14 protein-coding genes are annotated in these 16,082 nt (G+C 39.5%); 2 read left to right on the forward strand and 12 right to left on the reverse strand.

The features are described 5' to 3' along the window. Positions 1 to 13 precede the first annotated feature (13 nt). From dmsD to PR766_RS11345, 11 genes are all read right to left on the reverse strand, one after another. Positions 14 to 628: a Tat proofreading chaperone DmsD gene (gene dmsD, locus PR766_RS11295; protein ID WP_154635958.1), complete on the reverse strand. Its 615-nt coding sequence runs from the start codon at positions 626 to 628 to the stop codon at positions 14 to 16. Positions 629 to 731: 103 nt separating this feature from the next. Beyond that, positions 732 to 1,589 carry a DmsC/YnfH family molybdoenzyme membrane anchor subunit gene (locus PR766_RS11300; RefSeq protein WP_006659745.1) on the reverse strand — a complete coding sequence of 286 codons (858 nt, stop codon included), beginning with the start codon at positions 1,587 to 1,589 and terminating at the stop codon, positions 732 to 734. Position 1,590: 1 nt separating this feature from the next. Continuing rightward, entirely contained in the window at positions 1,591 to 2,208 is a 618-nt protein-coding gene (locus PR766_RS11305) for a DMSO/selenate family reductase complex B subunit (protein ID WP_006663162.1), read from the reverse strand. Positions 2,209 to 2,219: 11 nt separating this feature from the next. Continuing rightward, complete coding sequence (dmsA, locus tag PR766_RS11310) at positions 2,220 to 4,664, reverse strand: dimethylsulfoxide reductase subunit A (protein WP_006659747.1); 2,445 nt, start codon at positions 4,662 to 4,664, stop codon at positions 2,220 to 2,222. A 573-nt stretch (positions 4,665 to 5,237) separates the two neighbouring features. Continuing rightward, complete coding sequence (locus PR766_RS11315) at positions 5,238 to 5,915, reverse strand: hypothetical protein (RefSeq protein WP_006663164.1); 678 nt, start codon at positions 5,913 to 5,915, stop codon at positions 5,238 to 5,240. A gap of 70 nt (positions 5,916 to 5,985) precedes the next feature. Continuing rightward, complete coding sequence (locus PR766_RS11320) at positions 5,986 to 7,596, reverse strand: hypothetical protein (protein WP_036966566.1); 1,611 nt, start codon at positions 7,594 to 7,596, stop codon at positions 5,986 to 5,988. 13 nt (positions 7,597 to 7,609) lie between these two features. Further along, a complete protein-coding gene (locus tag PR766_RS11325) occupies positions 7,610 to 10,105 on the reverse strand; it encodes a TcfC E-set like domain-containing protein (RefSeq protein ID WP_006659750.1) in 2,496 nt (831 codons plus the stop codon). A 19-nt stretch (positions 10,106 to 10,124) separates the two neighbouring features. Next, complete coding sequence (locus PR766_RS11330) at positions 10,125 to 10,808, reverse strand: hypothetical protein (RefSeq protein ID WP_006659751.1); 684 nt, start codon at positions 10,806 to 10,808, stop codon at positions 10,125 to 10,127. 94 nt (positions 10,809 to 10,902) lie between these two features. Beyond that, positions 10,903 to 11,511, reverse strand: coding sequence for a common pilus major fimbrillin subunit EcpA (ecpA, locus tag PR766_RS11335; RefSeq protein WP_006659752.1), 609 nt, complete (start codon positions 11,509 to 11,511; stop codon positions 10,903 to 10,905). Between the two features lie 163 nt (positions 11,512 to 11,674). Further along, positions 11,675 to 11,995, reverse strand: coding sequence for a helix-turn-helix domain-containing protein (locus PR766_RS11340; RefSeq protein WP_006659753.1), 321 nt, complete (start codon positions 11,993 to 11,995; stop codon positions 11,675 to 11,677). Positions 11,996 to 12,724: 729 nt separating this feature from the next. Then, positions 12,725 to 13,207 (reverse strand): cold-shock protein, encoded by a 483-nt coding sequence (locus PR766_RS11345; protein ID WP_006659754.1) that lies wholly within the window; start codon positions 13,205 to 13,207, stop codon positions 12,725 to 12,727. A gap of 168 nt (positions 13,208 to 13,375) precedes the next feature. Between PR766_RS11345 and PR766_RS11350 the strand changes: the two genes are divergently transcribed. After that, complete coding sequence (locus PR766_RS11350) at positions 13,376 to 14,074, forward strand: RluA family pseudouridine synthase (RefSeq protein ID WP_036977775.1); 699 nt, start codon at positions 13,376 to 13,378, stop codon at positions 14,072 to 14,074. Between the two features lie 4 nt (positions 14,075 to 14,078). On the opposite strand, the gene PR766_RS11355 is transcribed toward PR766_RS11350, so the two are convergent. Further along, a complete protein-coding gene (locus PR766_RS11355) occupies positions 14,079 to 14,618 on the reverse strand; it encodes a DUF2058 domain-containing protein (protein ID WP_036959540.1) in 540 nt (179 codons plus the stop codon). Positions 14,619 to 15,358: 740 nt separating this feature from the next. On the opposite strand from PR766_RS11355, the gene PR766_RS11360 reads away from it, so the two are divergent. After that, on the forward strand, positions 15,359 to 15,682 hold the full coding sequence (locus PR766_RS11360) for a helix-turn-helix domain-containing protein (RefSeq protein WP_036959538.1): 324 nt from the start codon (positions 15,359 to 15,361) through the stop codon (positions 15,680 to 15,682). Positions 15,683 to 16,082: the final 400 nt, after the last annotated feature.

Consider the following 16,082-nt stretch of genomic DNA (forward strand, 5'->3'; position numbering starts at 1 on the left):
GCTAACCAATTCATCAGCGATAAAAAATCAGCTTTTTATCTGCTTCAATATTCATCGAATCTTGCCAAGCCACCAGCGTTAAGTGAGCAAGCTTGCTCAGCCCAACATAAAATGGAGAATTGCCTTTTTCCTGCATTTTCTCTAAATAGAGCAAGCCCCATGGCAAAATATGTTTCCCCAGTAATTCGGCGAGTTTTTCGGGTTGATGCTCTGCCACCCAAGCCACCATCATCATCAGTAAGCCAAAATGGTCTTCGGGTTCATTCTGAGTGAGATGAATATCAATTTGATTTGCTTGCATCCATTCGCGCAGTTGTAAGGTTGATTCCCCGAAAAGTACATTTTCTTTATCTAACCAGACCGAACCCCAAGGTGGCGAAGGGAGTGCGTAAGGACCGATAAAAAGGCGTTGGTATGCTTCATCCAGTGTTTCGTCATCACGTTGAACCACTGCCATTTCTGTCGCTATTGCCTGTTTTTGCTCTTCAGACCCATAATGCCAGTCTGACACCCACTCACCTGATGCCAGTAATTCGATAATGTCAGGCACCTGATCAGGAGAATAATAGAATGCCGCACCAAGGATCCGAGCTGTAACGGAAATATCATTTAAAGCGAGTTCGTTCATGGTGTGTAATCCACTGTTTATTTATTGTTTGGCTTATTATTAATAAAAAATTATAAATAAAAAGGCTTAGCAAAACATTTTGCTAAGCCTCATACAGACAGACTTAATTAACTGCCATACCAACGGTCATGTGCAGACCATAGAACACACCGCGTCCGATAATCTCACCTGCCAGTACGAACAAAGTCCCTATGCCTAAATTAGCAACAGAGGGATTACGTCTCGCAATTAACGGCATGACCCAGCAACCCAAGCCCATCGCAATGGCGACAATCTTAATATCCATTAAGAAACCGTAGTCAGGGACTAAATCCGTTGCTTTTTGGACTGCAGTTTCAATGCTCGCCAAATCAAACCCTTGAGAAATTGCCACTGCTGCACTCACCAACAACGCCACTGCACTCAATGCAGGAAGACGGCGAATACATTGTAGGTCAAACCCAGCCACGCGCAGCAGCAATGCCGCAAGGATTGGTCCACCCAAGAATGCCGTTAACACGAAGTTGATCATGGTGTAGCTGTTATTCCACGTTGGTACCGTTGGGATTTGGTACACACGAGAGGTCGCGACCACAAAAATAGCCGCTAATACCGCCACTACCACTAGCCACAGTTTGCCTAATGTCGCAGGCATTTTGTTTAACACAGCCAACAACCAATACAAGCCTCCAAAGGCAAAGAAGATTGCACCACTGGCAATTTCATTACTCAATGAAGACGCACCTAAACGGTTAAACGCATTAAATGCACGCAGTGGTGTGCCCATGTGCATCGTCGATAATAAGAAACCGATGCCCATTAAGACCCACAAACCGAACATACTGTAATGCACTTTGCGGTTAAGTTCAGTGGATAATTTGCCACTTAACAACACCGCTGCCATCACAATAAATGCACCTGCAACACTTTGACCAATGACCGTAAAAAACATCAATGGCCATTCATGAATTCCCGCTCCCATATTAGACTTCCTCCGGGTTAGCCAGATGTCCCGTGGTATCACCGACAGGTTTGCTATTGGCATTCAATTTTAAAACGATATTTGGATGAGTGTACTCCGCTGACGGTAACGGTGCGATTTCCGCTAAATCGCCATATTTGGCGCGTAGCTCTTCAATCGGTGCCATATCCAGTGCACGCAGTGGGCAAGATTCCACACAAATTGGTTTTTTGCCTTCTGCAACACGCTCATAGCAACCGTCACACTTAGTCATGTGACCTTTGACTTGGTCAAACTGAGGAGCACCATAAGGGCATGCCATACTGCAATAGCGGCAACCAATACACACTGCTTCATCGACCACGACAAACCCGTCTTCGCGCTTATGCATTGCACCACTCGGACATACTTTGGCACACGCTGGGTCGTCACAGTGGTTACAAGAGATGGACAGATAATACGCAAAGACGTTTTGCCCATACACACCATCTTGCTCAGTCCAATCACCACCCGCATATTCATAAATACGACGGAAATTCACTTCTGGAGATAAATTTTTAAAGTCTTTGCACGCTAACTCACAGGTTTTGCAGCCAGTGCAACGACTTGAATCGATATAAAAACCATATTGCGTTGACATATCTGGCATCCTTAAGCTTTCACAACTTCAACAAGATTCGAGTGTGATGGGTTCCCTTTCGCCAATGGCGATGGACGTTGAGTGGTCAGCACGTTAATGCTGCCCGCATGATCAACGCGGTTACCATCTGGGTCATACCATGCCCCCTCACCCAACCCCACTACACCTGGTAAAATACGTGGTGTGACTTTGACTTTGACACGCACTTCGCCGCGGTCATTGTATACGCGGACTAAATCCCCATGTTTCAGGTCGCGTTTTGCCGCATCTTGTGGGTTGATCCATAACTCTTGAGGACAAGCCGCTTTCAATACATCCACGTTGCCATAGGTTGAGTGGGTACGTGATTTATAGTGGAAGCCCGTCAACTGTAATGGGAATTTTTCCATTAATGGGTCGCCGTATTGCTCAAACCCAACGGAATAGACTGGCAATGGATGGATCACATCCCCCTCTTCCAATTCCCATGAATTTTGCAGCTCAGCTAATTGCGCGGAATAGATCTCAATTTTGCCTGATGGTGTCGTTAATGGATTCGCGATTGGGTCTTCACGGAAACTTTGGTAAGCCACATGGTGACCTTTCGGATCCCGTTTTTTGAAGATCCCTTGTTCGCGGAACTCTTCAAACGTTGGCAACTCAGGTAATGCCGCACGAGATTGTTCGTATAAATGGCGCAACCACTCTTCTTGGGTACGATTTTCAGTGAACTGTTCACCGACACCCATACGTTTGGCAATTTCGCTGGTCATTTCATAGATATTGCGGCTTTCAAAACGAGGTTTGATAGCTTGGTCGGCAAAAATAACGTAGGACATGTTGCCTGCGGACGCATCCATACAGAAATCCATTTGCTCCGATGCAGTGCAGTCTGGCAGTAAGATATCCGCATATTTTGCAGAGGCGGTCATGTGGTTATCAATCACCACAATCATTTCGCACTTAGACTCATCTTGTAGGATATCGTGAGTACGGTTAATTTCTGAATGTTGGTTAACTAAACAGTTACCTGCGTAGTTCCATACCATTTTAATTGGCACATCCAATTTGTCTTTACCACGGACACCATCACGGGTAGCCGTCATTTCAGGACCACGCAGGATAGCGTCTGTCCACATAAACATCGAAATGCTGGTTTTGACTGGGTTAGTTAATGTCGGCATGCGGACAAACGGGATGCTGTAAGAACCTTCGCGTGCCCCCGTGTTACCACCGTGAATACCAATATTACCCGTGAGAATCGCTAACATAGAGATCGCACGGGAAGTCAGCTCACCATTAGAACGGCGCTGAGGTCCCCAACCTTGCACAATGTAAGCCGGTTTTGCGGTACCAATCTCGCGTGCTAATTTCACAATACGCGCAGCGGGAATACCAGTGATCGATGCAGCCCACTCAGGCGTTTTCGCTTGACCGTCAGGTCCTTCCCCTAAGATATACGCTTTATAATGTGCATTTTTGGGTGCGCCTGCTGGCATCGTAGTTTCGTCATAACCTACGCAATATTTATCTAAGAACGGCTTGTCGACTAAGTCTTCTTTAATCATGACATAAGCAATGGCATTCACTAATGCCGCATCCGTCCCCGGACGAATTGGGATCCATTCATCCTCACGCCCTGCACCCGTATCTGTATAGCGAGGGTCGATGATGATCATTTTCGCATTCGATTTTTCGCGAGCCTGCTCAACATAGTAAGTCACCCCACCGCCACTCATACGCGTTTCGCCTGGGTTATTACCAAACATCACCACTAATTTAGAGTTTTCGATATCAGATGGGCTGTTGCCGTCTGCCCAGCCACCAAAGGTGTAGTTCAGACCCGCTGCAATCTGTGCAGTACTGTAGTCACCGTAATGGTTTAAGTAACCACCACAACAGTTCATCAGACGCGCAATTAAAGTCGCTCCCGGTGGCCATGATTTTGTCATGGTGCCGCCCAGAGTACCTGTGCCGTAATTCAGGTAAATGGACTCATTACCGTAGTCTTTGATTAAGCGTTTCATGTTATCCGCGATAACATCGAACGCTTCTTCCCAACTGATTCGTTTAAATTTACCTTCACCGCGTTTGCCCACACGCATCATTGGGTAGCGTAGGCGATCTGGGTTATAAACGCGGCGACGCATTGAGCGTCCACGTAAACAAGCTCGGACTTGATGCAGTTCTTCATATACGTCATTACCGGTATTATCCGTTTCAACGTATTTGATTTCACCGTCCACCACATGCATACGCAATGGACAACGGCTTCCGCAGTTTACCGTGCACGCACTCCAAACAACTTTTTCATTCCCTGATGGTGTCGATGTTTTTTGCTCTGTTTCCGCTGAGGCACTGAACGGAAGGGAAAATCCTCCCGCTGCTGCGGCTAAACCTGTCACGGCACCCGCTTTCACAAAGCCGCGACGGCTAAGAGGAGCAAAAATAGCAGCTTTCTCTTTTATATTGGCCATATATAACTCGCTCACTTAAATTGCAATTGCTTAAAATAATAAAAAGTTTTTTTCGCTAAAATAATGATTAAGAAAATGTATTCTCTGGGCTATTAGCAATAACACCACTAGCCACATGATTAGAGGTAATTAGAATTTTTTATTGAATTAATAATATCAATCGCGGAATTTGAGAGGTTGTTTTACATCAACAAAGCTGTTGGTAATCAATATAGTGAACTACTTTTTGCCGCTTAACTCGTGGCTGATTCCGGGAATTCGTTATGCATTAGAATATATAACTCGGAGTTTTGTAATATATAAAACCTTAATTTCAAATGATTATAAAAAATAATACTCTTAAAATTTTATTGTTTTAGATTTCCTCTTATGATGGTCTTTCTGGTGTTTATTAGAAGTCTGAAGACAATAAATGAAAATGAAAATCAATTTCATAATTGATTTTTAAACATATTCAAAATACAAGAATGAGATATTTTCATTCAAAAATAAATTTGACTTATTAGCACTCATTCTCTTTAGCACTAAAACTAAGCAGAATTTAATCTAATTAAAAATCACACCAAAACAGCACTACTCACAGTTACCTACGGCGTAATATTTATCAAAAATAACAATGTACTTGCGACTTTTTTTAGATAAACGCGCATCTTGATACGTTTGATTAGGTAGCAAGTAAAGAACGTAAGGCTCGGTATCATCCTCTGCATTGCAATTGTTATGCAGCAATACTCTAAAATAAGTATTCCCTGTATTTTTCAAAATGCCTGCATTTTGGTCGAGAGTGTACTTAAAATCAGGCTGTTTGGGTCTCACGACGAAGTACGTTTCTAAACTCACCGTTGGGTAAAACAGCGGCTGTTTACGCTGCTCTTTATCATTCTGCATTTCAAGCGGTGTTTCACTGATGATAATTTTGTAATAGCGCTCTTGGTTATCTTCCGCTCCGCGATAAAAAATTTTAAAAAATTCCTGCTCTCCCGGTAATAGGATTTTCTTGAGTGGTGTAAAGATGATTTCACCATCATGAATCGCGCGTCCTTGTTCATGACTACCCGGTTTATCAATCTGATATGCGCTGAAACTGTACAAGTTGGTTTTTTTGGTATCGTTAATATAAGGCTTAGAAAAGAATTCGCCCTCGGAGTCCATCGAAGAAATATCCGAGCTAATGTAGAGTGCATGAGCGCTGCCATTGAATGAAAATAGCATGCTGAGCAATAAGAATTTCAGCAAAGAATTGAATGTCATATTTAACCTGTTAGCGCTGAAGAAAAAGGCGACTTAAGATTAAATAAATCGCCTCAAAGGTGAATCATATTTAATGAATATCGGGTCCCGTCCAGATGGCTTTTACTGTCACGGTGCCGCTTGCCGAAACGGTCCCTAACCAATCAATTCCATCCAACGTAAAGAATGAGTTCGCTTCATTCATTGGAAATGATAAATCTAAATTCGTGCGATAAAACGAGCCTAAATCTTCATTCGGTTTTGCCCACGGAGTCTCCTCCCATAACGCATTTTTGAGGGAGATCTCGTTGCTATCGCAGCTGGCTCGGTAAGACTCTAAGCTTCCCGTGTAATTTTTAAATGACAAATACGCCGAAAACGGGACTTGCAGTTTGTCATCATTCGAACTAAATAAGCAGTACGATTGCCCTTTTAGCGTCGTGCTCGGTCCATCCACTGCTGCCGTAATTGAATCTGCCTGCCTTGGTCCGCTGGTCGTCACAATATAATTAAATTCAATTGGCGGCTCTTCATTTCCCACTTTCCCTGTTTTCGATTGATTCGGGTTAAAGTCAGCAGGGATAATACTTATCCCATAATCCCGCGGTTTAAGAATAAGGGTATTGGACGGTGTGAACTCATAATAACCAGATTGAGGTACCGCTGAGTTAGTAAATGAAAACGTAAAAAACTCTTGGCTATTTTTAAAATCAACATTGGACGATACCAACCGCTTCAAAAACGTATTGGATAGAAATATCGATACATTCTTATTATTGCCTTTAAAGTAATAGCTCGCTGGGTAAGTTGTATTGTAATAATACCAACTATTACTCCCGTCATCAGGACCAATCAATATCGTGTTAGCAGCGGGTACAAACGGAATCAATGTACTATTAACCTTTAAACTCAACATAATATTGGCGAATATCTCCCCCTTTGTCTCATGATCGACAACTTGGCAGATAATCCCATTTTGATTTAATACGATACCGATTCTGCAAAATTGAGAACCTAATCCTAAAGTTGGATTTCCATTACTATCAATAAATATCTCTTGCAAAGCCCCCGTTGAAGTCAGCTTGATATGCCCAGATTTAGTAATATTGAATTCATGGGATGCGATAATCTGCCCGCCTACACTTTGGCAAGTTTCGCCTTTGCTTGGGTTATAATCGGTTTTTGTCATGCAAGATCTATAGCTATAACTTTCGGCAGTTCCTACCGGTAACTTAAGAAAGTATTGGTATGCAGAATCACTAAATATTCCCCGAGCATAGTAAGATTCCCCATTAATATTGCTTTGTACTATCTTGTATGCACCCTCTTTCCCAAGGTATTGCGCTGGCCAATAACCACTGTCGTCATTGCAATATCCTCGCATACACCTATTCCCAGTAAATGGTCTATCTATCTGAGAATTTTCTAACCAGATATCAACAAATTGGTTTGCCTGAATGGCCGTATTCACATACCCCATATAGCCCAAACTCAGCTGTAGCGATTTTGAGTAACGCGTATATTTGTTGGCACCTGAAAAACGGGGGTCCGTTGTTCTTGGTGTAATGAAATATTCGTCATCAACGTTATTTTCAATAAAAACATAGCTGTTAGTGACCGTGACAGCATGCGTTGCCGCGCTGAATAAAAAATTCAAAATAAAAGGGGCAACTATGAATATAAGAAATCTATTTCTCTTCATCGTTAAATTCTCATTATCTTTTCGCATAACTAGATTGCGGCTCACAAGTCACCTCACCGACCCATAAAGCACCGCGTGCTCCTTGTAGGTTTAAATCGGCTTCGCAGATCGTCTTCTCATCTTCTTGCAATAACGAAATCACGGGATAGCGCACATCAACGTCCATGGAGAATTCTCCATTTTTATCAGTTTTTGTTCGCCCAATATGGTTACGAATTGAGGCATATTTGATGTATTCGCCATCCGGTGATTTCAAACGACCAAACACTGTGACCAATTGACGAACCTCAGGTTGATAAAACGCGATATTGCCCGGATACAGCGTGACGGATTTATTGCGTCCAGAGACAATGTCAAAACTGTCTTTTGACTTCCCGTCATTCATTAACTGAATGTCATAATCTGAATAGGGTGACAGTGGAATAAAGGTATTTTTTCCGCTGATTGGGTAATTTTGCCCATTCACCTTCGCCGTCATGCTACCGCTACCTTGAATCTCAGAATTAATAATGACCCCTGACTTTCCTTGGTTGCCACTCGGTGTGATCATGCCATTGCTATACGCGACCGAACCGCGAGAGGTTAAGTTACCGTTCAGTCGATCGCCATCCGGTCGGTTAATCGTGACCGTACCCGAGTTATATTTCGTGTCATAAGAGGCGTAAGCCAGCGTCGAAAAATCCGAAGCACCATTATCTTTGTCACGCACTAACTTCGAGACCGAAATTCCCGCATTGGTGATCGGTGAGTTTTCAAAACTTTTGTTGGCATAGATATTGGCTTTCATATTACCGTTAGTGGAAGAAACACCCGTGCTTAACCACGTAGACAGCGGTAATGAGAAATCTAAATTCACATATTTTTCGTTGGTGCTGTTTTGATTATCATAGTGATAACGTTGTACACCCGCTCTGAGTCCAACCGTTCCATACCGCCCAGAAAACAGCGTATTCGAATATTCATAGTTAATTGAATCACTGCCTACGCGACGGTCTTTCGTATTACTGATCGTGAATGAACCGGTTCTATCAACAATTTTGTCGAAGTTAACTGTCGCGCCATAGGAATAGTTATCCGCATCGTAAAGCGGTAAATCCCCTTCAATCACGGTTCTTTCTCGTGATGCCCAAAAAGAACCATAACCGTCAGGAATACTGACAGAAATCGTACCGATGTTGCGATGGCTACCGTGGTTTTCCAGCATGCCCTGCCAAGAAAGCGAGATATAGTTATTAATCGATGCATTAATGCTCGTTTCTTGAACCAAGAATTTATCAAAACCATAGTTTGACATCTGAAAGCGTATGCCCGATAACACAGGGAAGCTATATGCAAATGACGCCCCCGCTAAATAGCTTTTCTCTGGAGCTTGGCTATGACGATCTTCACCACGGACATAATTTCTTTTATCGAAGTCAACATAACCCCCGTACATTTCCCAATTCAGTTTGTCGAAATTTCCTCCGATTGCCCCTAAGGATTTATTAATTGTCTGGTTTTGAGTGGTCACCACTTTCCCATCAACAACCGTTTCAATAGTGACGTCATAGATACCAAAAGGCAGCATACTGGTATCAATTTCAAAGTTACCCATTGGGAAGTTTTGGATGTTAAGGAGCTTACCTTGGCGATAAATACGAACTTCGCCAGGGCTATTTAAGAAGGCATAAATAGGGGTAAGTGACTGCTGTTTACTGTTGACGACACTCTCGGAGTTATTCCCGATAGTGACCGCATAAATTTTGCTACTGCTCAACGCAGTTAAGCTCGCAATGGATTGTAAATTCCACGTACTCATTAAACCCAATGCGACACGCAGCCCATTAAAGTCACGCTCATACATCGCTCGGTATAATTCAACATTGGCATTGGATTTTCCGATACTATAAGCCGAGGCATTAATATTAAAATGGTGTTCGGCTGCGGCAAATAGCGCGTCTAAATTGAAATAGCTACTGGAGCTATTTTTTGCATTTTTTACCTGACTTTGGAATACACCCAAATCATAGTTTGCCACTGCAGAGAGCGAATTAACGGATGAATCACCTAATACAGAATGCCTTGCACGCGTTTTAGGTGCAAATGCAGCTTTATCAACATCTAATGATAAATTAAATGATGATATGTTGAGTTTCAGTACGGCATTGTTATCAATAACGATGCCATTGGTATCATCGAAAATCGCATTTTGTTTATTTTCAATCTTCTCAACCAATAAGCTGTTCAGTTTTGGACCTTGCGTACTATCAATGAGTTGAATGCTCGATAATTTAATTTTACCTTGGTCAATGACAATAACGGCATCCGCGATTTTATCTTCGCTCTGGTTTTTTTTAGCATCATCACTTAATCGCAGGAAAACAGGCACCGACATCCCTTCTTCCAATGCACTCACAAATGCAGGAGGAATAATATATCCGCCAATTTTAATACTCTTCATCTCACTGGCATGAATGGTGTTTGAAAGAAAAATGCTTAATATTGATAAAGCAATAACACTCTTACGCATGATTAAAGTCCGTTATTAATTATTTGACAACAATGAAATCTCCTTTGTGCCAAATACCTACGCTAGATTTTTTATTATTAATATCGACAAACTGTAATTTCACAGCTAAATGCGGCATCAAGTAATAACGCTCCCGACAAATACCATCTACGCTGTATTTTTGTTTTTCAGGTAAGCAGGGCCCTGATGCCACCACACGAAACGAGCTATTTCCGATATTGGAGACTTGAGAATTTGTAAATTGATAATTAAATTTCTCAATTCTTGGTGCAACGACAAGAATCGTACTAATTGTTGCGGAGGTTGTCGCTGAGGCTGACTTTGTACTTTGCGTCACTCCACTTTCACCAATAGGATCATCTTTCCAATTTAGTCGGTAATATCTTTCTTTATCATCCTTAGGCCCTTGATAAATAATTTTAAACACATCTTTTGCTTGACCGGGTAAAATCAAGTTAGCAGGGGTTGATAATATTTCGTTGGGATCTGTAACCGGAATAACTTTTCCACCCTCAAGTGGCGAATCTATTTTTTCAATCGTTAAATTCACAAGTCTTGCCGTATTAACGGTATTTTCAATTTCTTTTGCTAATGAGTCTTCATCTGATGAAATTATCTCAGTGATATTTCCCACATTAACCGCAAAACTCATTTTCAGTGGGAGAATAGATAATAAAGCTAACGCTAATGTTATTTTCTTCATAATGATAAATTTTAAAAAATATAACGATAAAGATATTACTTCCTTATAGTATCCTTATCGTGAAAATTAGTTATTCACTAAACGGAATAATCAATTAAGGAGCTGGAGTGAACGTACCATCCCAAGTTGCAGTGAACTGAACTTTAACATCACCATCCCATGAACCATCGGTGAGTGCTTTAAAGTCTGTTGCTGAACCAGCAGCTTCTGCGCTTGCAATAACGAAAGTGAATTCACCACGGTCAGTTGCACGCTCTGAACCATTGTAGATACCATCAGCAGCTAAATTGTCTAAACCAGACGTTAAGCCTTTAGAAGTATCGATTAATACGGTATCAGTTGTTTTATTGAGATCTTCACCATTCCATTTAACACCAACAGTTAATTTAGAATCATCTGTTGTTCTTGCTAATGTGTTAGAAATGATTTTTGATGCTAATTTAAAATCTGTCGCACCTGATTGACCTTGAATAGCAATATCGAATGCGCCATTTTGCTGGTTAAAGCTTTTTTGGCCTTCTGCGTAATTAAACGTTAAGCTTTTTAATGGCGTAACAACTAACATACTTGTTGTGTCTTTAATTGCAGTCGCCTGCCATGTCGCGGTTGCTTGAGCAGTACGAGTCTCAGCATTAGCAACTGTAGCAAAGGAAGCAGCAATAATTGTTGATAGCAAAACAGATGCCATTTTTTTATTTAACATGTTGTTCTCTCTATTTAATATCCATGAAGAAAAAATTTAATTGCATAGCATAAAAAACACATTCATTGTGTGTTTTATAAAAAACAATCAAATTTCTATAGGATATGCTTAATAAAATAACCAGAATTAACTGATTATTTTATTTCTAATTTAAAAGGAAAAATTAGCAGTTATTGATGATGTTTTTTGTTGAATAGTCGCCCCAAGAAGTATATTTATTCATACTTCCTTTATTTTCTGTTCTTTTTTCAGATTCAGTATTTTTCTCGATATAATTAATGACATCAATCCATCGTTTATCTAAGACAATTAAAAAATGATCTAATTGTTCTAGGGTAATCGACGTAATTCCCATTTCATATCTTGATATTTGTTGCTGACTGATCCCTATTAATTTTGCCAGCTGCTTTCCCGTCATATTCTTTTCTTTTCGTGACTTTCTTAGAAACGCCCCTACTTGTCCACTAATTATATTAGATTTCATTAACCACCCTCCAATATAAAGAAAATATTTATTTAACTTTCATTTATAATAAATACATTAAAATAAGAGTAAAAACGTTTGTACCGATCGAACAATAGCCATTTGATAGGCAATGACTATCAAATATAATTTATCGATCGCTAGCAATTATTAAGATACAACCAAGGCGAGTACTCTCTATATGATAAGTACAATTAACTAACTGATATATAATAAGTAAAAATTTATTTACTTAATTTAATATATTAGTAATTTTTTTGAAAATAAATTCACGTGTAAGGAGTAATGAAACATAACAATAAGATTAGACACATTTAATATTACAACTAATTACAATTTGAAACAGATTTTGGTCATTCAAAAAAATAAAAACCCATGCGGTGAGTAATATATCAACGTAAAAATATATTTCTACATTTTAATTTATTACTAAGCAAGAATTTTCATTCTAATATCAACCTGAAAGCAACAAACTGGCATCATAATAATTACAATCCAGATAGTGTGCCATCAATATCCCACGAATTAGAGATATTAGCGTGCGATATCTTTATATATTAATACATTTTGCTATATAAGAGATAACTTACCTATTTCTTTACGTATTGATTGATGGATTTATACTCAATTTAGAGAAGGAAATACAATGAAAGGCGAGTTGGAAAGATATTGCCCCCTAATCCGAGGCAATATTATTGTATAAAGAGGCTCACAAAGAGCTCAAAGAGGTTATTTAATTCCCTTAAGCTGCTTCACGGTTTCATCCACATCAATCTCATCTTCAGAGAACGTTAACGTCGTACCATGCAAAGTTTCAATCGCGAGCTTTTTCAACGCACGAGTTGCTCCCGGCTTAACGTTAGTTTTAGGTTTGATGCTGTTCATCAGCGCACCGATTGATAGCACCGTATTTTCTTTATCAATACGCGTATCAGCAGGAACATCTTCATAATAAGTACGGAAAGATTTAATCGCGGTCAGCTTAATTCGCTCACCAGCAATATAGATATATTTGCTTTCAGGGATCACTTTAACCGCGAAAGCCGATAAGCCTTTATTATTCGTGGTCGGCTCAAAAGTAACCTCCGCCCCTTTTTTGATAAGATCGGGGTTGGCAACTTTAATCACATGAAAATAACGGTTATCCCCGTTTTCATCTTTGAGAAATCCAAAACCTTTATCTTCAAACCACGTTGTGATTGTTCCGTTCATTACCCTACCACCTTCTTTATTAACTCAGTTTCACTGCGCGCAGTATAAAGCACAATGCCTGTCCAAACTATGCCTTTAGTTTTAGTCTAGCTGATAAGCGAATAACATCATCGTCAGTCAGCCCAAAATTGGTTATGATCCTCAGCCATTTCTCATAGGAATCACCTGATGTCGACAATTATTGATACCTTTATTGCACCGCCTTGCCATGAAGACATTGAAATCCTATATCAGGACGAACAGCTTATTATCATTAATAAGCCTTCCGGACTACTGAGCCTATCAGGGAAAAATCCTCAAAATCTTGATTCTGTGCATTACCGGCTTGTTCAGATTTATCCCGAATGCACGCTCGTTCATCGCCTTGATTTTGGAACTTCTGGCGTGATGGTTGCCGCGCGCAATAAAGCCATAAATGCCGCACTGTGCCAACAGTTTAGTCAACGTACTGTCACCAAAGCCTACCATGCGTTACTTTGTGGTCATGTGGAAAATGATGAAGGTGTGATAGATGCGCCAATTGCTAAAGATCCGGCGCTGTTTCCACGAATGTCGATTTGTGAGACCCACGGTAAACCTGCCCGTTCATACTATCGTGTCATTGAGCGGTTTTACGATGAGCAAAGCGATGGAAACCAATTACCATTAACGCGGGTGAAATTCATCCCAGAAACAGGACGAACCCATCAGTTGCGCATTCACAGCCAACTCTTTGGTCACCCTATTTTGGGATGCGACTTGTATGGCGGCTTATTACCAATAGATATAGAACCCGCACCGAGGCTTATGTTGCACGCCAGTGAGTTGAATTTTGTTCATCCTATTACTGGAAAACCCATTCATGCGTGCAGTGAAAGCCCGTTTTAAATAATTACCACATCAAGTCATCTGGAATTTTAAAGTCTGCGTATGGGTCATCTTCATCCTGCGCTTCCTGACTCAGAGCATTGTTTAGCACGATGCTACTTTCATCTCGCTGAGCGATTTTATCTGCCACACTCGCAGGGATAATCGCGTATACATTCACTTCCGGATTGTCCGTGGCTAAACGAGCAATCGCTAAACGCCCGCTAATCAGTTGGGCTTGCGTCGTTTTATCGACGACAACTTGCTTGATAACGTTGTTATCGGTGAAATTAAAGCTAATATCACCTCTCGCTATCTCAATTTTGTTCATTTCAATCAGCTGCTTCACCTGAGCTTTATACTCTTTGGCTAGCGCCGCTTGTTTCTGTTGGTCACTCAGTTGTTTATCACGTTCAAGCTGAGCCTTTTTATTTTCTTCTACTGCTTCTCTTGCTTCCCGAGCCTGTACTCGTGATTTTTTCGCCGTGCGTTCCACTTTCGCCATCTTTTTACTGGTGACGAGTCCCGCTTTGAGCATTTGCTCTTGTAAGGTGAGTTTTGCCATGTTGGTATCTAAGCTCATTGAATAGAATTGGCAGGATTATACCTGTAAATCTAATTTATTTTCAGTTCCTTTTAGAATCTTGTTCAGCTTAGTGGTGAAATTAATTCTTATCAAAAATGCCTGCGTGGTTAATAGCAATCTAAATGTGTTTCAATTTCATAAATGGAACCATCGTCTAAAATGTATGTATCATTTTTAACGCATCTTAATTTGATCTACATCACAAACATCAATGACTTAAGTTAAATTAAGTGTCATTAAATGTCATTGAAATAATATTTCGACATATTTTGTACATTTCAATGTATTGTATTCATAATTGTTACCAACTATGTAATGAAGGATTTAATCTAACCTATTGAATTTTATTATTATTGTTACATTAACAATGGTTTTTCATTCTATATTCACATTGGTTAAAATGTAAATATGAAAAAATATTTATTTTGACATATAAGACTAAAATTTAGTCTAATTATGATTATTTGAAGATTTTATCACTGCTGATTTTAAACATATTATGAGTAGGGATATCGTAACCTTTTGTAATTTATTCACTTTAAAAAACTCTCCACATTAGTAATGTGTAAATCATGCTTTAGTTGGAAATCGCCCCAAATTTCACCCTATTGTTTTTTACTCCTAATTTGTTTAAAAATAAAAACAGATTCGTGCTCATGAGTTTATTTTATTTAATATATATTGAAATTGATTCTTATTTAATGCTTTAAGGTTGATGAATGAGTTTAAAAAAAACAGAGAAAATGGCAGAGTCATTTTCTCAAGCTATCGCTGATGAAATTGCAAGCTTAAGAAGAAAAAGATTATTATCCGGTAGCCAATTAGGTTCACTTATTGGCGTTTCACAGCAACAAATTTCACGTTATGAAAATGGAATTTGTGAAATAACTTTATCTACCTTATTTCTTTTGCTTCATTATTTAGGTGTATCTTTAGAATCTTTCTTCTTCTTTGTTTCCGAACGAATAGAAGCCAATGAACCTGAACTTTATAGTGAATTTAATTTATTATTTGAACAACATGGGGCTCTAATTTCAAAATAAATCATAGAGAATATATGACTCTTTATTGGAGTGACCTTTAATTCTAATTTCATTTCATTTCATTTCATTTCATTTCATTTCAATGATATTAATTTTGAATAGAATATTAAATAAACATCTTTCGTAGATATAAAACACCATTGTAAAAAGAGCTGGAATTTCAATAAGAGCTTAAAAAATATCACACTATTAGTTTAATTTTAATGTTGATGATTTTATGACTGTACCAAATTATTTTTTGTACAGTGATAAGCTTATTCTAATTAATAATTTACATTGAGTAATTCTATTTTATTGAATTAAGTTTTATTTCAGTTTTTATTTTTTATATAAAGGAAATTTAATATGGCTTTTAAAAAATTAGCATTAACAACATTCTTCGCAGGAGTTTCTTGTGTGA

Source organism: Providencia sp. PROV208, from assembly GCF_028479465.1.
GTDB lineage: Bacteria > Pseudomonadota > Gammaproteobacteria > Enterobacterales > Enterobacteriaceae > Providencia > Providencia alcalifaciens.